Raw genomic sequence first — 18836 nt, forward strand, 5'->3', positions numbered from 1 at the left:
GCCAGAAAATTAGCTGACAAAATAAACCCTGCCACCCACACGGGGGTACGAGCAGCAGGAACCAAAAACATTTGGCACTGACATTCATCGACACACTATTGAGTTCTCAAAGAACACACGCACACACCAACTCACGGGCAACAACCCGATCATCCAGCGAGGCAACTTTTCCAGCTTAGCCCAACCATTCACCCGAAACCAAATCCAGGCAAACCAACCGAACCAGTGTGACCGCCAGGCGCTCCCCGTACAACCTCGTGTCCCCCCTCGGTGTCGCCACTGAGGGCTCTCAGCGTTACCGCCGAAGCCGGGGTTGGTGTCCGTGTCGCTCTGACTTGAATAAAGTTACGTGCCGTCGTGCACGATGTCAAATCGCCTGGTCAGAAAGGGTTTTCATCCACATCGAAGGCCGCGGAAGCCGACTATCGACTCACTCCGCAGCGCCGACGCGCTCGACCTGACCGCCCAGCGATTGCAACTGTGCCACGAAGTTCGGGTACCCGCGGTCGATATGGAAGACATCGTGCACCTCGGTCACCCCGTCGGCGACCAGGCCCGCGAGCACGAGGCCGGCGCCCGCGCGGATGTCGGAAGACCAGACCGGCGCGCTCGACAGGCGCGAGATGCCGCGCACCACCGCGTGATGTCCGTCGGTGCGCGCGTCGGCGCCGAGGCGGATCATCTCCTCCACGAAACGGAAGCGCGCCTCGAAGATGTTCTCGGTGATCATCGAGGTGCCGTCGGCGATCGCGGCGAGGCCGATGGCCATGGGCTGCAGGTCGGTCGGGAAACCGGGGAACGGCAGGGTCGAGAAGTTCACCGCGCGCGGGCGGTCGGGCTGGACGACGCGGAATCCGTCGACATCGAAGGAGATGCGCGCGCCCGCGGAACGCAGCTTGTCCAGCACCAGGGACAGATGCTTCGGGTTGATTCCCCTGACCTTGACATCCCCCATGGTCATGGCGGCCGCGATGCCCCAGGTGGCCGCGACGATGCGGTCGCCGATGACGCGGTGCTCGGTCGGCGACAGCCGCTCCACACCCTGGATGGTGAGCACCGAGGTGCCTGCGCCGCTGATCCGCGCGCCCATCCTGCTCAGCATGTTGCACAGGTCGACGATGTCGGGTTCCCGCGCGGCGTTGTCGATCACGGTCTCGCCCTCGGCGAGCACCGCGGCCATGAGGATGTTCTCGGTCGCGCCCACCGAGGGGAAGTCGAGGCGGATGCGCGCGCCCTGGAGCTCGTCGGCGCGTGCGACCACGCAGCCGTGTTCGATCTCACTGGTCGCACCGAGCAGCCGCAGTCCGGCCTGGTGCATGTCGAGGGGACGTGACCCGATCGCGTCACCGCCCGGCAGGGCGACCACCGCGCGCTTGCATCGCGCCATGAGCGGCCCGAGCACGCAGACCGAGGCGCGGAACTGGGTGACCGCCGGGAAGTCGGCGTGGTACTTGGGTTCGGCGGGGGTGTTGATGGTGACGACGGAACGGTCGCCCGGCGCGTCGTCGGTGATGGTCACCTCGCATCCGAGTCCGCGCAGGACTTCGGCCATCAACGGCACGTCGAGGATGTCGGGGCAGTTGGTGATCCTCGACGTCCCTTCGGCCAGCAGCGCGGCGGCCATCAGCTTGAGGACGCTGTTCTTAGCGCCTCCCACCGTGACCTCGCCGACGAGCCTGTTGCCCCCGGTGACCAGAAACCGTTCGCTCACACCGGCTAGCTTATCCATGGCCGACGGGACACATGCGCGTGTACGCGATCCCGATATCGGACCGAGCGCTCGAATGTCGGATTGATCCCGCGTATCCCGCTTCGCGGGCCCGCGAAATCGATCCGAGTTACCGGCCGGTCGGCGAACTCGCGCGCGACCGACGAGCCGCCTCGGCCGCGGCGTTGATGTCTCAGGTGCCCGGCTGAGCGCGAAACGACCGGCTACACCGTGGGATTGGGTCCGGATCGGCGACCACGGGACGGTCGACGCCTGCCGAGTCGGCGTTCGGCGGCAGCGCCGACCAGGTGATTCGTGGTCGCTCGCGGCGGCGGTCGGTCCACTGTCGCAGCGAACCGGCGGCATCGCGGTCCGATGACTAGTCGGCGGAGTCCTTCGCGCCGCCACCCGGCTGCCACAGCACGTCGCCTTCGGGATTGGTGACGCGGCTGAGGATGAACAGCAGATCGGACAGCCGGTTCAGGTATTTGGCGGGCAGCACGGCCGTGTCCTCGGGATGGGCCGACACGGCGGCCCAAGCCGAGCGCTCGGCGCGGCGCGCCACCGTCCGTGCGACGTGCAGCAGGGCGGCCAGCGGGGTGCCGCCGGGCAGGATGAACGAATTCAGCGGCGCGAGTTCGGCATTGAATTCATCACACCACGCCTCGAGGCGGTCGATGTAGTCCTGGGTGATCCGCAGCGGCGGATACTTCGGTTCGGCGACCACGGGCGTGGACAGATCGGCGCCCGCGTCGAACAGATCGTTCTGCACCTGCCGCAGCACCACGAGCAACTCCGGAGACGGTGCGCCGAGCGCGATGGCAACCCCGAGCGCCGCGTTCGTCTCGTCGCAGTCGGCGTAGGCCACCAGCCTCGGATCGTTCTTGGCGACACGGGAGAAATCGCTCAGGCCCGTGGTCCCGTCGTCGCCGGTTCTGGTGTAGATCCGCGTCAGATGCACACTCATGCGGGATATCCGCCTTCCGCGAGAACAGTCGGTACGCCTGTCGAGGGTAGCCGTGCTCGATCGTGGGTGATCACATGCCGGGTAGTCGCCTTGTCCGGTCGGAGGGCCGCGATTCGACCCAGGACAGGAAGGCCGCGCGGGCGCCTCGATCGAGTGCGAGTTCGTAGTCGCCGTCGGAGTCGGCGACGGCGGTGACGATGATCTCGTCGGTCATGATGTCGTATTCGTCGCCGACCGGGGCGCGACGGTCACCGATTTCGATGCCGCGCCGCCGAATGGTGGAATCGGGGCCGAGTCTGAGGCTGGTGAGTTTGTAGAAGACCAGCCGGTCCTCGTCGTAGCGGATCAGGCCGTGGCGCCAGCCCTGTCCGCCCTGGGCGGGCAGCACCCGCAGGATGGCCGCGGTGCCGCCGCGGCGCAGCATGACGAGGCGGTAGATCGATATCAGGGCGAGTGAGACCAGCACCAACACCAGAATGATCAGAACAACCATCCCGGTCTGCAATGCTGTTCGTCCTTCCACTCGACGGCTGTACACGAAACGCTTCCGGGTACCCGTCCGTTGCGATATTCAAACACGAGTCTACAAACCGCCCGGCCGGCGGGGCCGAATACCGTTGTCGGCGGCGAAGATACCTTCGCCGCCGACAAGCGGTGTTGTTCACGACGCCCAGCGTCTCAGAGCTGCGCTGCCTGCTCGAACGCACGCACCTGAGCCTGGGCCACCTTCTGCTCTTCCTCGGTGGCTGCCGCGTCGGCGAGCACCCGGCGCGCGGCCTCCACATCGACCTCGCCCGCGAATTCCGCGGACTCGGCCAGTACCCGGACCGCGTTGGCGGTCACGGAGAAGAAGCCTCCGTGCACCGCCGCGATGATCCGCTCACCCTCGACCGGCACGATGTTCACGATGCCACCCTCGACCAACTGGCCGAGCAGCGGCTCGTGACCCGCCATGATACCGATCTGTCCCTCGGTGGTCTGCGCGCTGACGAACGACGCCTGGCCCGACCAGAGCCTGCGCTCGACCGCGACGAGATCCACGGAAATGTCTGCCATGGTGGCTACTTCCCGGCGATCTTCTTCGCGGCCGCCTCGACGTCGTCGAGACCACCGCAGGAGTTGAACGCCTGCTCCGGGAAGTGGTCGAACTCACCCTTGCAGACCCGCTCGAAGTCGTCGATGGTCTGCTCGAGCGGCACGACCGAACCGACCTGACCGGTGAACTTCTCGGCGACGATGAAGTTCTGGCCGAGGAACTTCTCCAGGCGACGCGCGCGACCGACGAGGACCTTGTCCTCCTCGGAGAGCTCGTCCATGCCGAGGATGGCGATGATGTCCTGGAGTTCCTTGTACTTCTGCAGGATGCGCTTGACCTCGTTGGCCACCGCGAAGTGCCGCTCGCCGAGGATCGAGGCCTCGAGGATGCGCGAGGTCGAGGTCAGCGGGTCGACGGCGGGGTAGATGCCCTTCTGCGAAATCGGGCGGGAGAGCTCCGTGGTCGCGTCCAGGTGGGCGAAGGTGGTCGCCGGGGCCGGGTCGGTGTAGTCGTCGGCGGGCACGTAGATGGCCTGCAGCGAGGTGATCGACCGACCGCGGGTCGAGGTGATGCGCTCCTGGAGCTCACCCATCTCGTCGGCGAGGGTCGGCTGGTAACCGACGGCCGATGGCATGCGACCGAGCAGGGTCGAGACCTCGGAACCGGCCTGGGTGAAGCGGAAGATGTTGTCGATGAACAGCAGCACGTCCTGGTGCTGCACGTCGCGGAAGTACTCGGCCATGGTCAGGGCCGAGAGGGCGACGCGCATACGGGTGCCCGGCGGCTCGTCCATCTGGCCGAAGACGAGGGCGGTGTCCGGGAGGACGCCCATCTCCTCCATCTCCAGGCGCAGGTCGGTGCCCTCACGGGTGCGCTCGCCGACGCCCGCGAACACCGAGGTGCCGGAGAACTCCCGCGCGATACGGGTGATCATCTCCTGGATCAGCACGGTCTTGCCGACACCCGCGCCACCGAACAGGCCGATCTTGCCGCCCTTCACGTACGGGGTCAGCAAGTCGATGACCTTGATGCCGGTTTCCAGGATCTCGGTCTTGCCCTCGAGCTGGTCGAAGCTCGGCGGCTTGCGGTGGATGCCCCACTGCTCGCCGTCGCGGCCGAGTCCCGGGGTGTCGAGGCAGTCGCCGAGGGCGTTGAAGACGTGGCCCTTGACGATGTCGCCGACGGGCACCGAGATCGGCTTGCCCGAGTCGGTGACGGTGGCGCCGCGCACCAGGCCGTCGGTGGGCTGCATCGAGATGGTGCGCACGATGTTGTCACCGAGGTGCTGGGCGACCTCGAGGGTCAGGGTCTTGGCCACCGCGGCGAGGGTGATCTCGGCGCTCAGAGCGTTGAACAGCTCGGGGATGGCTCCGCGCGGGAACTCGACGTCCACGACGGGGCCGATGACGCGGACGACGCGGCCCGCGGCGGCGCCGGTCCGGCTCGTGTTGTCCTGTGTGACAGCTGCGGTCATTGGTGTTGGTTCTCTCCGTGTCTTGTTGCGCGGCGCTTAGTCGCGGTCCGAGCTCGACGCCAGCGCGTTGACGCCGCCGACGATTTCGCTGATTTCCTGCGTGATCTGGGCCTGACGCACCGAGTTCGCCTCGCGCTGGAGCACATTCGCGAGTTCGTTGGCGTTGTCGGTCGCCGCCTTCATTGCGGTGCGCCGAGCCGCTGACTCGGATGCCGCTGCCTCGAGCAACGACGCGTAGATACGCGTGTTGACGTACTTGGGCAACAGGGCCGCAAGCAGCACATCGGCGTCGGGCTCGAATTCGTACTGCGCCGTGGCCTGCGCCGTCGGCGAGTCGGACACGAAATCATCACCGATGTCGAAGTTCTCGTCGACGAAACTCACCTGGATCGGCGCGAGCCGCCTGACCTCGGGGGTCTGGGTGAGCATCGAGACGAACCGGGTGTAGACGATGTGCAGTTCGTCCACGCCCGCGACGGTGCCCGCACCGTCGGGGCGCGGCACCTCGCCGTCGGCGCCCGCCATGAAGCTCTGCACCAGGTGGTTGCAGGCCGAGGAGGCGTCGACGTACTTCGGCTGCTGCGAGAAGCCCATCCACGACCCGACCAGCGGGCGGTTGCGGAAGGTGTAGTACGTCAGGCCCTTCTTGCCCATGACGTAGATCACCGGCTCCTTGCCCTCGGCGCGCAGCGTCGTCATCAGCTCCTCGGCGCGCCTGAGCACGTTGGAGTTGTAGCCACCCGCCATGCCGCTGTCGCTGGTGATGACCAGGACGGCGGCGCGGCGCGGGTTCGGCCGCTCGGTGAGCAGCGGGTGCGACAGATTCTGCGACGCACTCGCCAGTTCGCCGAGGACCTTGGTGATCTCCTCCGCGTACGGCTTTGCCGCGGCGACCCTGGCCTGGGCCTTGGAGATTCGCGAGGTCGCGATCAGCTCCTGAGCCTTGGTGATCTTCTTGATCGAATTCACACCGCGGATGCGGGAGCGCAGTTCACGCAAACTTGCCACTGGTCACACTCCTGGCTGTCCCCCGCACGCGCGGGGCGCGGCGGTGAGCATCGAATAACGCATCACGGGCCGCCGGTCTACTTCTCGACGTGCTTGCGGGTGACCGACAGCGACTCGACCTCTTCGTGGTCCAGCTCGCCCGCGTCGGCCTCGTTCACCACACGGCTGCCGTCGGAGGCGAGGAAGCCCTGCTTGAACTTGTCGGTCGCGGCCTTGATGTCGTCGGCGGCCTCGCCGGTGAGCACCTTGCCGCCCTCGATCGAGGCGAACGCCTCGGGCGCGTTGCGGTGCAGATCCTCGAGCAGTTCCACGTTGAAGCGGCGGATGTCGCCGACCGGAACCGAGTCGTAGTAGCCGCCGTCGACCAGGAAGATCGAGACGATCTGGTCCTCGACCGGGACCGGCGAGTACTGGTCCTGCTTGAGCAGCTCGACCCAGCGGGCGCCGCGCTCGAGCTGCGCCAGCGACGCGGCGTCGAGGTCGGAGGCGAAGGCGGAGAACGCCTCGAGCTCACGGAACTGCGCCATTTCCAGACGCAGCGAGCCCGCGACCTTCTTCATGCCCTTGGTCTGGGCGGCGCCACCGACGCGGGAGACCGAGGTGCCGACGTTGATCGCCGGGCGGACGCCCTTGTTGAACAGGTCGGACTCGAGGAAGACCTGGCCGTCGGTGATGGAGATCACGTTGGTCGGGATGAACGCCGAGATGTCGTTGGCCTTGGTCTCGATGATCGGCAGACCGGTCATCGAACCCGCGCCCATCTCGTCGGAGAGCTTGGCGCAACGCTCGAGCAGACGCGAGTGCAGGTAGAAGACGTCACCCGGGTACGCCTCACGGCCCGGCGGGCGACGCAGCAGCAGCGAGATGGCGCGGTAGGCCTCGGCCTGCTTGGTCAGGTCGTCGAACACGATAAGGACGTGCTTGCCCTGGTACATCCAGTGCTGGCCGATGGCCGAGCCGGTGTAGGGAGCCAGCCACTTGAAGCCCGCTGAGTCGGAGGCCGGGGCCGCGACGATGGTGGTGTACTCCATCGCGCCGTGCTCCTCGAGCGCGGTCTTGACGCCCGCGATGGTCGAGCCCTTCTGGCCGATCGCGACGTAGATGCAGCGCACCTGCTTGGTCGGGTCGCCCGACTCCCAGTTCGCCTTCTGCGCCAGGATCGCGTCGATGGTGACCGCGGTCTTGCCGGTCTTGCGGTCGCCGATGATCAGCTGACGCTGGCCGCGGCCGATCGCGGTCAGCGCGTCGATGGCGGTGATGCCGGTGGCCAGCGGCTCCTCGACCGGCTGGCGCTCGAGCACCGTCGCCGCCTGCAGCTCGAGGACGCGCTGCTCCTCGGACTCGATCTCGCCGAGTCCGTCGATGGCCTGGCCGAGCGGGTTGACCACGCGACCGAGGAACTTGTCGCCGACGGGAACCGAGAGCACGTCACCGGTGCGGCGGACCTGCTGGCCCTCCTCGATCTGGGCGTATTCGCCGAGGATGACCGCGCCGATCTCCCGATCCTCGAGGTTGAGCGCCACGCCGAGCACACCGCCCGGGAACTCGAGCAGCTCGTTGGCCATCGCCGAGGGCAGGCCGGAGACGTGCGCGATGCCGTCGCTGGTGTCGGTGACCGTACCGACTTCTTCGATGGAGGTCTGGGGGTTGTAGCTCTGGGTGTAGCTCTCGATCGCGCTACGGATCTCGTCGGAGGAGATCGTCAGCTCCGCCATGTTCTTCCTGCTCTCGCTGTGTGGGTCTGGAATGTCGGGGGTGGTGCGTACGCGACTCAGGCGAGTTCGCGTCGCAGCCGCTCCAGTCGGCCGATGGCGCTGCCGTCGATCACGTCGTCGCCGACGCGAACCACGAGGCCGCTCAGCAGACTCGGGTCGACCTGGACGTGCACCGTGACCTGCTTGGCGTAGATGCGCCGCAGGGCGGCGGCGAGCCGGTCGCGCTGCTGGTCGGTCAGTGCGATCGCGGCGCGCACGTGCGCCACGATCTGATCGCGACGCGCGGCGGCCAGATCGGACAGCTCGTCGAGAGCCGGTCCGATGGCGCTCACGCGCCGGGTGACCGTCTGCTCGGCCAAGGTCAGGGTGATGTCCTCGACCTTGCCGGTCAGCAGCCGGGCGACCAGCTCGCGCTTGGCCGATGACGGCCGCGCGCGATCGGAGAGCGCCTGCTCCAGATCCGGGTTGTCGGCGACGATCCGGCCGAGCCGGAACAGTTCGTCCTCGACCGCGTCGAGTCTGCCGCTGTCGGAGGCCGACTCGAGCAGGGCTTCCTGGCCGAGCAGCACCAGGGTGTCGACCAGGTCGGCGGTGCGTGACCAGTTCTGCGCCACCGCGGTGGTCAGCACCGCCACGGTGGCCGCGCTGACCTTGCCGCCGAAGACCCGCTCACTCAGTTCGGCGCGCACCGAACCGGGCACCGACACGTCCGCGAGCGCAACACGCAGCGAACGCTGATCGTCCAGCACGGCGACAACGGCGAACAGTTCCGAGCCCGTCGTGGCCGCGACACCGTCGCTTCCGGCCAGGGCGGCCCGAAGCGCCTCCCTCGACCGAGCGCGTGCCTCACGGCTCGCTGCGTACATGCTTCTCACTTTCGTGTCGCTACCTTCCGACCCCGATGCCCGCATCGGTGTCGTCGAGTTCGGCGAGGAACCGCTCGATCGACGCCGCCTGCTTGGCGTCGTCGGAAACCGATTGCCCGATGATCTTCTCGGCCAGGTCGACGGCGGTGCGGCCGACCTCGGAACGCAGTTCGGTCAGGATCTGCTGGCGCTGAGCTTCCAGCTGGCTGTGTCCGGCGGCCACGATGCGGTCGCTCTCGGCCTGGGCCTCCGAACGCATCTGCGCGAGGATCTGCTGTCCCTGGGCGCGCGCGTCCTCGCGGATACGGGCGGCCTCGAGACGAGCGTCGGCCAACTGCTGCTGGTACTGCTGCAGCGTCTGCTTGGCTTCTTCCTGCGCGGCTTCCGCGCGGGCGATGCCGCCCTCGATCTTGTCGCTACGCTCCTCCAGCGTCTGCATCAGACGCGGGACGACGTACTTGTAGAACAGCACCGCGATGATCGCGACGCAGACCACGGACCAGACGATGTCGTACGTCTCGGGGACCAGAGGATTGATATCCTCACCCTCCGACGCGGCGAGCACGGTGAACTCGTACATCGGAATCAGAAAATGAAGCCGGCGACGAGACCGATCAGCGCCAAGGCCTCGGTGAACGCGATACCGAGGAACATGGTGGTGCGGATCTGGCCCTGGAGCTCGGGCTGACGGGCGATACCCTCGATGGCCTTGCCGACGACGATGCCGACGCCGATGCCGGGGCCGATGGCGGCCAGACCGTAGCCGATGGCGCCGAAGCCCTTGAACGTCGATTCGGAGGTGGCGGCTTCCTGGGCCAGGTACGCGAGGCTCATGAGTCTTCCATTCCCTTTCTGTTGCTCACCGGCCGGTCGGCGCGGTGTAGCAGGTTTGGCGATAGTTGTTCGGGTCGTGTCAGTGGTCGTCGGCGTGTTCGGCGAGACTGATGTAGACGGCTGTCAGCAAGGCGAACACGTATGCCTGCAGGAAGATGACCAGCATCTCGAACAGCGTGAAGCCGAGACCGGCCAGCAGCGAGAACGGCGAGAACACCTTCATCCATGCGGTGGCGTCGAACAGGAAGTACCAGGTGGCGCTGAAGAACAGCACCAGCATGATGTGGCCCGCCAGCATGTTGGCCATGAGTCGGACGGTCAGCGTGAACGGGCGAAGGATGAACGTCGACACGAACTCGATCGGGATCAACAGGACATGCAGCGCGGGCGGCACGTTCGGCACCACGATGCTGCTTCGCATGTACTTGAGGAATCCGTACTTCTTGATGCCCACGTAGTTGAACGTGAGGTACACGATGGCGGCCAGCACCAGCGGCATGCCGATTCGCGCGTTCGACGAGATGTTCAAACCCGGCACGATGCCGGAGAAGTTCAGAAAGAGAACCGTGAAGAAGATCGTCGCGATCAACGGGAAGAACTTGCGGCCGCTTTCCTTACCGAGGACCTCGTCGCAAATCTGCTCCTTGACGAAGACCAGTCCGGTCTCGGCGACATTCTGGATACCGCGCGGAACGATCTTCGGAGACCGGAATGCCAGCAGCATGAAGCCCGCCAGCACCGCGGTCATCAGCAACCGAACAAGCATCAATCGATCGAGTTCGAACGGCGTTCCCTCGAACAGCACAGCTGGAGGGAAGAAGTCGGTAAGCGACGGCGCGTGGAACTCGGCCGCCAAAGTGGTGACGCTCAGCGTTCTCTCCCGTGTTCGGGCCGCGGGTACGTTCATTCCCGCGGTTCGATCGGACATTGACGATCAATTTGGGTCGACTCAGGTCGGCTCGAAATTCGTCAGCAGCTGCGCGGCAAACCCGCCCTCGGCGTCTGTACGGGTGTCGGCGACATTCGTCGACATGCAGAACCGGAACCCCACGGCCCGGCACGGCAGTAAGCATAGCGGCACGGTGCGGGATCCGGTGATCCCCCCTCGCTTGGTCGCTTGCTTACCAACACTTTACCAAGCTATCTACGACACTGTGTAGGGGGGTGAAGAGATTACTCGTCGGTATCGGTATCGGAGTCGCCCGCGGTGGTCGTCACGTACGGAACCTTCTGGCGCAGAACGCCGTACGTCTCCGCGCCGAGGACGATGAGCAGCGCGCCGACCACGGTGAGGAACAGCACCGCTCGGTCGTAGAAGGCGAACTGGTTGAGCACCCCCACAACGATCAGCACCACCAACACCTTGGCGACCCAACTGACCAGCATGACCAGGCCCGCCGTCTGCGGCGGGAGCTTCGCGCCGAACAGCACCACCGCCGCCGTGGTCAGGATGAAGCCGCCGCCGATGGCCGCGCCGAGCAGCGCACCCCACAATCCGGCGGCGCCCGCGACCGCGCAGCCGATGGCCACCGAGGCGACAACGAGCACCGTCAGGCCGATCAGGCCGTAGCGCAGCGCGGCCCGCAGCGGGGCGTCCGGACCGGGCACCGGCTTCGGGGTGAAGGTCACGATCGGGCCTCGCACTCGCTCGGACGCACCGCGCCGTCTTTACCCGGCACCGGGTTACCGGCGGGTCGGACGTTGTCGATCCACTCGCTCACGATCAGCGACTTTACCCGTGCGACTTACCGTCCTCCGCGCGCTCCCCTCGGCGGAAACCGGGTACGGCCGTCACCACCAGCGCGAAAACCAATCCACCCGCCACCAACAGAACCACGAGACGGCGATCCATCAGCGAGGTCCCCACCGCGCCGAATGCGAGCACACCGACCCACAAATAGATCAACAGCACCACGCGACGGTGCGAATGACCGATCTGCAGTAATCGATGATGCAAGTGCATTTTGTCCGGAGTGGAGAAACTCACGCCCGCGCGGACGCGGCGCACGATCGCGAGAACGAGATCGAGCACCGGAATGAACATCACCGCGCCGACCAACAGCAGCGGCGACAGCAGGCCGACAATGTCGCGCGGACCGAATCCCTGCAGCGGAATCCGCCCGGACGCGCTGGTGGAGACCGCGGCCAGCACCAATCCGATCAACATCGACCCGGAGTCGCCCATGAAAATTCGGGCGGGCTGGAAATTGTGCGGCAGAAATCCGAGACAGGCGCCCGCCATCGCGGCGGCCAGCAACGCGGGCGGATAGGTGTCGACCGACCCGCCCTGTTCGTTCATCAATCCCACCGCGAACACGAATATCGCGGCGGCGCAGATGAGCCCGAGACCGGCGGCGAGCCCGTCGAGGCCGTCCACGAAGTTCATCGCGTTGACCAGCGTCACGGTGACCGCGACGGTGATCAGCCCGCCCTGCAGCGCGTCCAGGAAAACCGTCGTATTGCTGAACGGGTTATAGATGCTGTACCAGCTCAGGCCCATCGCGGCCATCACACCGGCCGCCGTCACCTGGCCTGCGAACTTGGTCAGCGCGTCCAGTCCCCAGCGGTCGTCGACGATGCCGACCAGCACGATGAGCGTGGCCGCGACGAGCACGGTGATCGGAATATTCGGCGGACCGTAATCGAATCCGCGCCGCAGTGCGGGCAACTGATGGGCGAACAGCACCGCCGCCGCGAAACCGAGGTAGATCCCGACGCCGCCCATGCGCGGAATCGGCTTGACGTGCACATCCCGTTCGCGCGGCACCGCGACGGCGCCGAAGCCGATCGCGAGCACCCGGATACCGCCGGTGGCGAGGAAGGTGACCACCGCGGAGACGAACAGGACCAGCAGCAGTTCTCGGAGCGGTACGACCGCCCCCGACGAAAACATCAACGGAGCCGCTCGGTCATTCCCCGCACCGCCGCGGATCGCCGAAAGCGAAGGCGGACAGGGGAACCGAGGCCAGGCCGCGCGCGTCGCGTGCGACGACGGTGACGACTCCGGCCTGCGACCCGGTGGCGGGACTTGGACGGCGAACGTTGCGGAACATGCTCACGCGCCCATCTTCGCACTGCACTACCCGCCGAACGGCATCAGGTCCGGCCGGTCCTCGGTACACGCCGATCGACGCGACTAGCCGACACTGCCCGCGGACAGCTCTTCCGGAGTCATCCACAGCACCTCGGCGATCTGCTCCACCGACACCGCGCCCGCGCGCAGGATCCGCGGCTGATCGGAAGTCATGTCGACGATGGTCGAGGCCACCGCGTGTTCGGAGCGACCGCCGTCCAGGTAGACGCCGACCAGGTCGCCGAGTTGCGTACGCGCCTCGTCGGCGGTCTTGGCGGGCGGCTGCCCCGAGACGTTGGCGCTCGACACCGCGAGCGGACCGACCTCGGCGAGCAGTTCCAGCGCCACCGGATGCAGCGGCATCCGCAGCATGACCGTGCCCCTGGTGTCGCCGAGATCCCAGGCCAGCGAAGGGGCCTGCTGCACAACCAGACTCAGGCCGCCGGGCCAGAACGCCTTGATGAGGTCGCGGGCCTGCGGGCGCACCGAGAACACCAATCCGTCGATGGTGTGCCAGGAGCCGACGAGCACCGGAACCGGCATATCGCGGCCGCGGCGCTTGGCCGCGAGCAGCGAACTCACCGCCCCGGAATCGAAGGCGTCGGCGGCGATGCCGTAGAGCGTATCGGTCGGCATCACGACGAGGCGGCCGGATTTCAGCGCGCTCGTCGCGGCGCTGAGCCCGGCCGCGCGCGAGTCGGGATCGGCGCAGTCGTAGACGGTGCTCACGGGCTACATCCTGTCACGGCGCGGACGGGCCGACTCGTGCGGTGTCGGCTCAACCCGCGAACCGCATGCCCCCGCTTACACCGGCGAATTCGCCGCCGCTCGGTCATGCCGCAAGCGGTCGGGCTCTGAGCCGACGACATTCGCCGCGTCCACTACGAACAGTTCTCCGGTGTGCTGCGAGCGCGACACGGCGCAGGTCGCGGCCACGCGGCGACGCCACCGGCCGTCCGGCGCGCGCCGAGGACGTCCACGACGAGAAGTTTCTCCGGTGTCCGTCCTCATCACACCCCGCGTGCTGTCACAAGATCAGCGCGGGGTGGTGCGGGTCGCGGCCACGAAACGTGGTTTACCCGCCAGATCGGGATGTTCGACGACGTCCGAGTACTCGCCGTTCTTGCCGAGCAGCGCGGCCAGTTCGGAACCGTTGGAATCGTCGTGCTCGACCGCCACCGCGCCGCCGGGGCGCAGCAGGCGGGTCACCACGGGGAGCATGCCGCGCACCACGTCGAGCCCGTCCGCGCCGCCGAACAACGCCCGGCGCGGATCGTGGTCGATGACCTCGGGATCCAGCGGAGTCCCCTCGGGAATGTAGGGGGGATTGCTGACCACCACGTCGACGCGCCCGTTCAGATCGGTGAGCAGCTCCGGGTCGGTGGCGTCGTCGGCGTGCAGGACTATCGGAGTGTCGCCGTCGGCTATGCGGTCGTCGGCATTGCGCCGCGCCCACGTCAGCGCGTCGGGGTCCACCTCGACCGCGTGCACCTCGGCGTCGGGCCTCGCGTGCGCGACCGCGAGCGCGAGCGCGCCGGAACCGGTGCACAGGTCGACCACGATCGGACGGTGATCGTGCGGCAGGGTCTCCAGGAAGGCCAGCGTCCACGCGAAGAGCAGTTCGGTTTCCGGTCGCGGGACGAAGACGCCTGGACCGACCGCGAGATCGATCTCCCCCATCGCCGCGACCCCGGTCAGATGCTGCAGCGGGATGCGGCGAGCACGGCGGGCCACCAGGTCGCGGTACCGCTCGAGCAGTTCGGGTTCGACCAGCGGCACCAGCGCCAACCGGGTGCGCTGCACGCCGAGCAGATGGGCCGCGAGTTCTTCGGCGTCGTAGCGCGGACTGCGCACACCGGCTCGGTCAAGTACCTCGGCCGCCTCGTTGATGGCAGGTCGCAGCGCGATACGTGTCATCGCCGACACCCCCGTCTTCCTACTCGCCTCGAACAGCGCGCGGGAACTCCGCGTGCGGGAACTCACAGACCACTGTGCCCGATCCACGCGCGGCGCACCTGCCACTTCCCGGAACACCGGTCACTCGGCGGCCATCCGCGCCTCGCGATCGGCCTTGGCCAACGCGTCGAGCACGGCGTCGAGGTCGCCGCCGAGGACGGTGTCCAGATTGTGGGCCTTGAAGCCGATGCGGTGATCGGCGATGCGATTCTCCGGGAAGTTGTAAGTGCGGATGCGTTCGGAGCGGTCAACCGTTCGGATCTGGCTCGCGCGCCCCGCCGCGGCTTCCTGATCGGCCTGCTCCTCGGCCAGCGCCTGCAGCCGGGCCGCGAGCACCTGCATCGCGCGCGCCTTGTTCTGCAGCTGCGAGCGCTCGTTCTGGCAGGTCACCACGATGCCGGAGGGCAGATGGGTGATGCGGACCGCGGAGTCGGTGGTGTTGACGCCCTGACCGCCCTTGCCCGAGGACCGGTACACGTCGATGCGCAGATCGGACTCGTCGATCTGTACCTGCTCGACCTCGTCCGGTTCCGGATAGATCAGCACGCCCGCCGCCGAGGTGTGGATGCGTCCCTGCGATTCGGTGACCGGAACCCGCTGCACCCGGTGCACGCCGCCTTCGAACTTCAATCGCGACCACACCCCGTCGCGGGTGGCGTCGCGGCTCTTGATCGAGATCGTCGCGTCCTTGTAGCCGCCGAGATCGGATTCGGTCACGCCGAGGATCTCGACCTTCCACCCGTGCCGCTCGGCGTATCGGATGTACATGCGGGCCAGGTCGGCGGCGAACAGCGCCGACTCCTCGCCGCCCTCACCGGATTTCACCTCGAGCACGACATCGTCGCCGTCGTGCGGGTCGCGCGGGGCGAGCAGGTCGGCCAGCGTCTGTTCGAGTTCGGCGAATCGCTCGCGGAGTTCGGGGATCTCGGCGGCGAAACTCGCGTCGTCGGCGGCCAGTTCCTCGGCCGCGGCCAGATCCTCGCGCGCGGTGCGCAGCTTCGTGTAGGTGGCCATGATCGGCGCGAGTTCGGCGAATCGCTTGCCGACGCGGCGCGCGGCGCCCGGATCGTTGTGCAGCGCCGGATCGGCGAGCTGCGTCTCCAGCCCCGCGTGCTCGGCCAGAATGTCGTCGATCGCGGACGGCTGTGACATCGCGGACGGGGTCATGGTGTTGGTCCTCTCGAAATGGATACCGCGTCGAAAGCGAACGCTCCGTAGAACGCACCGACGCCCGGCCTGCTGTGCAGAACCGGGCGTCGGTGAGGAAGCTACTTGGCGTCGGCCTTCTTGCCCGCGCGCTTGCCGTAGCGAGCCTCGAAGCGGGCCACGCGACCACCGGTGTCGAGGATCTTCTGCTTGCCGGTGTAGAACGGGTGGCACTGCGAGCAGACCTCGACGGTGATGTGTCCCGACTCCTTGGTGCTGCGGGTCTGGAAGGTATTGCCGCAACCGCAGACGACGGTGGTGTCGACGTAGGTCGGGTGGATTCCTGCCTTCATGGATGTCCTCTCGAGAATGGTCGCCGGGTCGCCCGAAGGCGTGAACCGGAACCGACTAGGCGGGATTGCCTGCGGAACCGCAGACGCACGGCGAATCAGTATGCCAGAGCCGCCGTCACCTCCCAAAACGCCCTCGGGGCGGCGCTTGTTCCCGCCCGCCGCCGCGATATCGGGAATCGGACGGTCGGAATCGGGTAGTGCCTTACTCGGGAATGCGTACAACCGTGTTCATAGAGTGGGTCGAGGAGGATGCACATCGGCGTGCCAGGACCGGAAAGGACCGCACCGTGAACAGCCGGATCGCCGCGGCGACACTGATCTTGCTCCTGCTCGCCGTCACGGCGGGCGCATTCGCCATGCCCGATCACCGCGCCGACACCGCCTCCGCCTACCGCACGGGATCCGGCTACGCGACCACCTCGGTGTACGAGACCACGGAGACGGTCGTCGCCGACGCCGGACGCCGGACGCCGGGCGCCACGGTGGTCGGACCGACCGCGATCATCATCGCCGGACTCGTAGCGGGCGCGGCGGCGATCGGCCTGTTCTTCTTCTCCCCCGCGCCGCTGCCCAGGCCCGCCGAAACGAGAACGGGGGCTCCGTCGGAACGGAACCCCCGTGCTCTCACTCGTCGAGTGCGCCCGGTGCGGTCTTGCTGACCTGCATGAGGAACTCGAGGTTGTTCTTCGACTTCTTCAAACGGTCGATCAGCAGGTCGATCGCCTGATGTGAATCCAGGCCGGACAGCACGCGCCGCAGCTTGTGCAGCACCGCCGCCTCGTCCGGGTTGAGCAGCAGCTCGTCCTTGCGGGTGCCGGACGGATTGACGTCAACCGCCGGGAACACGCGCCGCTCGGCGATCTTGCGGTCGAGTTTGAGCTCGGCGTTGCCGGTGCCCTTGAACTCCTCGAAGATCACCGTGTCACCGGTCGAGCCGGTCTCGACCATCGCGGTGGCGATGATCGTCAGCGAGCCGCCGTTCTCGATATTGCGCGCCGCGCCGAGGAACCGCTTGGGCGGGTACAGCGCGGTCGAGTCGACACCACCGGAGAGAATGCGACCCGAGGCGGGCGAGGAGTTGTTGTACGCGCGGCCGAGACGGGTGATCGAGTCGAGCAGAACCACAACGTCTTTGCCCATTTCCACCAGGCGCTTGGCGCGCTCGATGGCCAACTCCGCGACCGAGGTGTGATCCGACGGCGGGCGGTCGAAGGTCGAGGCGATGACCTCGCCCTTCACCGAACGCTGCATGTCGGTGACCTCTTCGGGACGTTCGTCGACCAGCACGACCATGAGGTAGCACTCGGGGTTGTTGGTCGCGATCGCGTTCGCGATGTCCTGCATGATCGTGGTCTTACCGGCCTTGGGCGGCGACACGATCAGCGCGCGCTGCCCCTTGCCGATCGGCATGATCAGGTCGATGACCCTGGTGGTCAGCTTGTTCGGCTGGGTCTCCAGGCGCAGGCGCTGATTCGGGTACAGCGGTGTCAGCTTGCTGAACTCGGGCCGCCGCCGCGCCGCGTCGACATCGCCGCCGTTGACGGTGTCGAGGCGAACCAGCGGATCGAACTTCTGCCGCTGATTGCCCTGCTCGCCGTCACGCGGCGCGCGCACCGCGCCGGTGATCGCGTCACCGCGGCGCAGGCCGTTCTTGCGGACCAGGTTCATCGAGACGTACACATCGTTCGGCCCTGCGAGGTACCCGGAGGTGCGCACGAAGGCGTAGTTGTCGAGCACGTCGAGAATGCCCGCGACCGGCTGCAGGACGTCGTCCTCGCGGATCTCGAGCTCGCGCGCCTCACCGCCGGTGGCGCCGCCCTCGCGGTCCCGGCCGCGACGGCGCTCACGGAAACGGCGACCGCGACGTCCGCGTCCGCCCTCTTCGTCGTCGCCGCCGCGGCCGTCACCGCGGGCGTCACCGCCGCGGGTGTCGCCGCGACCCGCGTCGCCGCGCCCGCCGCTGCCGTTCTGGTTGCGATCGGCCTGATCCCGACCACCCTGATCCCGACCACCCTGGCCGCGCTCACCTTGATTGCGCTCACCCTGGTTGCGATCCTGATTGCGGTCGCCCTGGTTGCGGTCGCGCCGACGCTCGCCCTGTTCGGCGTCCTGCTTCGGCTCCTCGGCACGGGTCTCGGGCTGGGCGGCTTCGGTGGCCGCGCCGCGCGCCTGATCCCGACCGCGGCGCTGACGGCCGCGACCGCGCTGAGCCGGTTCCCGACCGGAATCCTCCGCGGTTTCGGCAGCGGGCGCCTCGGCCTGAGCCGATTCCGAACGCGTCGATTTCGAGGGCGCGGAATCGGCGGCCTTCGGCGCCTCCTCCTTCGCCGGAGCGGCTTCTTTCACCGGAGCGACGGACTTCGCCGGAGCGGACTTCGCGGGCGCGGCGGCTTTGGCGGCGGGCTCCACATCGAGCGTGCCCTGTTCGGCCTTACCGCTTCTCGCCGACTCACCACCGCTGCGCGCCGATTCACCGCGAGCGGGCTTCTCCGCCGTCTTCGCGGGCTTTCCGGCCTGATTCTCTTTGATGGCGGCGATGAGATCGCCCTTGCGCATTCCGGAGGTGCCTCGGATACCGAGCTCTCCAGCGAGCGCGCGCAGTTGCGGCAACAGCATTCCAGTCAGCCCCGATCGTGCGACGTCGGTTTGTTCGCTCATCTTCGAAATCTGTCCGGAGTCACTTTCGCGGCCGCCCGAGGA

Annotated in this window: 19 protein-coding genes; 1 reads left to right on the forward strand and 18 read right to left on the reverse strand. The window is 67.3% G+C overall.

The window, feature by feature from the left end; genetic code table 11:
* Positions 1-430: 430 nt before the first annotated feature.
* From murA to rpmE, 17 genes are all read right to left on the reverse strand, one after another.
* Complete coding sequence (gene murA / locus IT779_RS13690) at positions 431-1711, reverse strand: UDP-N-acetylglucosamine 1-carboxyvinyltransferase (RefSeq protein WP_196149690.1); 1281 nt, start codon at positions 1709-1711, stop codon at positions 431-433.
* A gap of 376 nt (positions 1712-2087) precedes the next feature.
* Positions 2088-2675, reverse strand: a complete 588-nt coding sequence (locus IT779_RS13695; protein ID WP_196149691.1) for a cob(I)yrinic acid a,c-diamide adenosyltransferase — start codon at positions 2673-2675, stop codon at positions 2088-2090.
* Positions 2676-2745: 70 nt separating this feature from the next.
* Positions 2746-3168: a DUF2550 domain-containing protein gene (locus IT779_RS13700; protein ID WP_196150034.1), complete on the reverse strand. Its 423-nt coding sequence runs from the start codon at positions 3166-3168 to the stop codon at positions 2746-2748.
* Between the two features lie 185 nt (positions 3169-3353).
* Positions 3354-3731, reverse strand: a complete 378-nt coding sequence (locus tag IT779_RS13705) for a F0F1 ATP synthase subunit epsilon (protein WP_196149692.1) — start codon at positions 3729-3731, stop codon at positions 3354-3356.
* A gap of 5 nt (positions 3732-3736) precedes the next feature.
* A complete protein-coding gene (gene atpD / locus IT779_RS13710; RefSeq protein ID WP_196149693.1) occupies positions 3737-5185 on the reverse strand; it encodes a F0F1 ATP synthase subunit beta in 1449 nt (482 codons plus the stop codon).
* Positions 5186-5221: 36 nt separating this feature from the next.
* Positions 5222-6193 carry a F0F1 ATP synthase subunit gamma gene (locus IT779_RS13715; protein WP_196149694.1) on the reverse strand — a complete coding sequence of 324 codons (972 nt, stop codon included), beginning with the start codon at positions 6191-6193 and terminating at the stop codon, positions 5222-5224.
* Positions 6194-6270: 77 nt separating this feature from the next.
* Complete coding sequence (gene atpA / locus IT779_RS13720) at positions 6271-7908, reverse strand: F0F1 ATP synthase subunit alpha (protein WP_196149695.1); 1638 nt, start codon at positions 7906-7908, stop codon at positions 6271-6273.
* A 56-nt stretch (positions 7909-7964) separates the two neighbouring features.
* Positions 7965-8774: a F0F1 ATP synthase subunit delta gene (locus tag IT779_RS13725; RefSeq protein ID WP_196149696.1), complete on the reverse strand. Its 810-nt coding sequence runs from the start codon at positions 8772-8774 to the stop codon at positions 7965-7967.
* 19 nt (positions 8775-8793) lie between these two features.
* Positions 8794-9354 carry a F0F1 ATP synthase subunit B gene (locus IT779_RS13730; protein ID WP_196149697.1) on the reverse strand — a complete coding sequence of 187 codons (561 nt, stop codon included), beginning with the start codon at positions 9352-9354 and terminating at the stop codon, positions 8794-8796.
* Positions 9355-9359: 5 nt separating this feature from the next.
* A complete protein-coding gene (locus tag IT779_RS13735) occupies positions 9360-9608 on the reverse strand; it encodes an ATP synthase F0 subunit C (RefSeq protein ID WP_196149698.1) in 249 nt (82 codons plus the stop codon).
* Positions 9609-9687: 79 nt separating this feature from the next.
* The gene (gene atpB, locus IT779_RS13740) at positions 9688-10536 is read right to left on the reverse strand and encodes a F0F1 ATP synthase subunit A (RefSeq protein WP_196149699.1); all 849 of its coding nucleotides are present in this window, start codon (positions 10534-10536) and stop codon (positions 9688-9690) included.
* A 245-nt stretch (positions 10537-10781) separates the two neighbouring features.
* Complete coding sequence (locus IT779_RS13745; RefSeq protein ID WP_196149700.1) at positions 10782-11237, reverse strand: hypothetical protein; 456 nt, start codon at positions 11235-11237, stop codon at positions 10782-10784.
* A gap of 103 nt (positions 11238-11340) precedes the next feature.
* Positions 11341-12501, reverse strand: a complete 1161-nt coding sequence (locus IT779_RS13750; protein ID WP_196149701.1) for a glycosyltransferase family 4 protein — start codon at positions 12499-12501, stop codon at positions 11341-11343.
* A gap of 243 nt (positions 12502-12744) precedes the next feature.
* Positions 12745-13410 carry an L-threonylcarbamoyladenylate synthase gene (locus tag IT779_RS13755; RefSeq protein WP_196149702.1) on the reverse strand — a complete coding sequence of 222 codons (666 nt, stop codon included), beginning with the start codon at positions 13408-13410 and terminating at the stop codon, positions 12745-12747.
* Positions 13411-13716: 306 nt separating this feature from the next.
* Positions 13717-14598, reverse strand: a complete 882-nt coding sequence (gene prmC / locus IT779_RS13760) for a peptide chain release factor N(5)-glutamine methyltransferase (protein WP_196149703.1) — start codon at positions 14596-14598, stop codon at positions 13717-13719.
* A 120-nt stretch (positions 14599-14718) separates the two neighbouring features.
* Positions 14719-15789, reverse strand: coding sequence for a peptide chain release factor 1 (gene prfA, locus IT779_RS13765; RefSeq protein WP_196150035.1), 1071 nt, complete (start codon positions 15787-15789; stop codon positions 14719-14721).
* A 116-nt stretch (positions 15790-15905) separates the two neighbouring features.
* A complete protein-coding gene (gene rpmE, locus IT779_RS13770; RefSeq protein ID WP_039796334.1) occupies positions 15906-16136 on the reverse strand; it encodes a 50S ribosomal protein L31 in 231 nt (76 codons plus the stop codon).
* Between the two features lie 287 nt (positions 16137-16423).
* Here rpmE and IT779_RS13775 point away from each other — a divergent pair, with 287 nt between their 5' ends.
* Complete coding sequence (locus IT779_RS13775; protein ID WP_196149704.1) at positions 16424-16795, forward strand: hypothetical protein; 372 nt, start codon at positions 16424-16426, stop codon at positions 16793-16795.
* Here the strand turns inward: IT779_RS13775 and rho are convergent.
* Entirely contained in the window at positions 16761-18794 is a 2034-nt protein-coding gene (gene rho, locus IT779_RS13780) for a transcription termination factor Rho (protein ID WP_232541746.1), read from the reverse strand. The genes IT779_RS13775 and rho overlap by 35 nt on opposite strands.
* Between the last annotated feature and the right edge of the window lie 42 nt (positions 18795-18836).

The organism is Nocardia bovistercoris (assembly GCF_015674855.1).
GTDB classification, from domain to species: Bacteria; Actinomycetota; Actinomycetes; order Mycobacteriales; family Mycobacteriaceae; genus Nocardia; species Nocardia bovistercoris.

Bases quoted from the DNA above. Each gene is read 5' to 3' on its own strand.
- IT779_RS13705 (WP_196149692.1), bottom strand. From the start codon at position 3,731: ATGGCAGACATTTCCGTGGATCTCGTCGCGGTCGAGCGCAGGCTCTGG.
- atpD (WP_196149693.1), bottom strand. From the start codon at position 5,185: ATGACCGCAGCTGTCACACAGGACAACACGAGCCGGACCGGCGCCGCC.
- rho (WP_232541746.1), bottom strand. From the start codon at position 18,794: ATGAGCGAACAAACCGACGTCGCACGATCGGGGCTGACTGGAATGCTG.
- IT779_RS13725 (WP_196149696.1), bottom strand. From the start codon at position 8,774: ATGTACGCAGCGAGCCGTGAGGCACGCGCTCGGTCGAGGGAGGCGCTT.
- IT779_RS13700 (WP_196150034.1), bottom strand. From the start codon at position 3,168: ATGGTTGTTCTGATCATTCTGGTGTTGGTGCTGGTCTCACTCGCCCTG.
- IT779_RS13750 (WP_196149701.1), bottom strand. From the start codon at position 12,501: ATGTTTTCGTCGGGGGCGGTCGTACCGCTCCGAGAACTGCTGCTGGTC.
- atpB (WP_196149699.1), bottom strand. From the start codon at position 10,536: ATGTCCGATCGAACCGCGGGAATGAACGTACCCGCGGCCCGAACACGG.
- rpmE (WP_039796334.1), bottom strand. From the start codon at position 16,136: ATGAAGGCAGGAATCCACCCGACCTACGTCGACACCACCGTCGTCTGC.
- prfA (WP_196150035.1), bottom strand. From the start codon at position 15,789: ATGTCACAGCCGTCCGCGATCGACGACATTCTGGCCGAGCACGCGGGG.
- atpA (WP_196149695.1), bottom strand. From the start codon at position 7,908: ATGGCGGAGCTGACGATCTCCTCCGACGAGATCCGTAGCGCGATCGAG.
- prmC (WP_196149703.1), bottom strand. From the start codon at position 14,598: ATGACACGTATCGCGCTGCGACCTGCCATCAACGAGGCGGCCGAGGTA.
- IT779_RS13695 (WP_196149691.1), bottom strand. From the start codon at position 2,675: ATGAGTGTGCATCTGACGCGGATCTACACCAGAACCGGCGACGACGGG.
- IT779_RS13735 (WP_196149698.1), bottom strand. From the start codon at position 9,608: ATGAGCCTCGCGTACCTGGCCCAGGAAGCCGCCACCTCCGAATCGACG.
- IT779_RS13730 (WP_196149697.1), bottom strand. From the start codon at position 9,354: ATGTACGAGTTCACCGTGCTCGCCGCGTCGGAGGGTGAGGATATCAAT.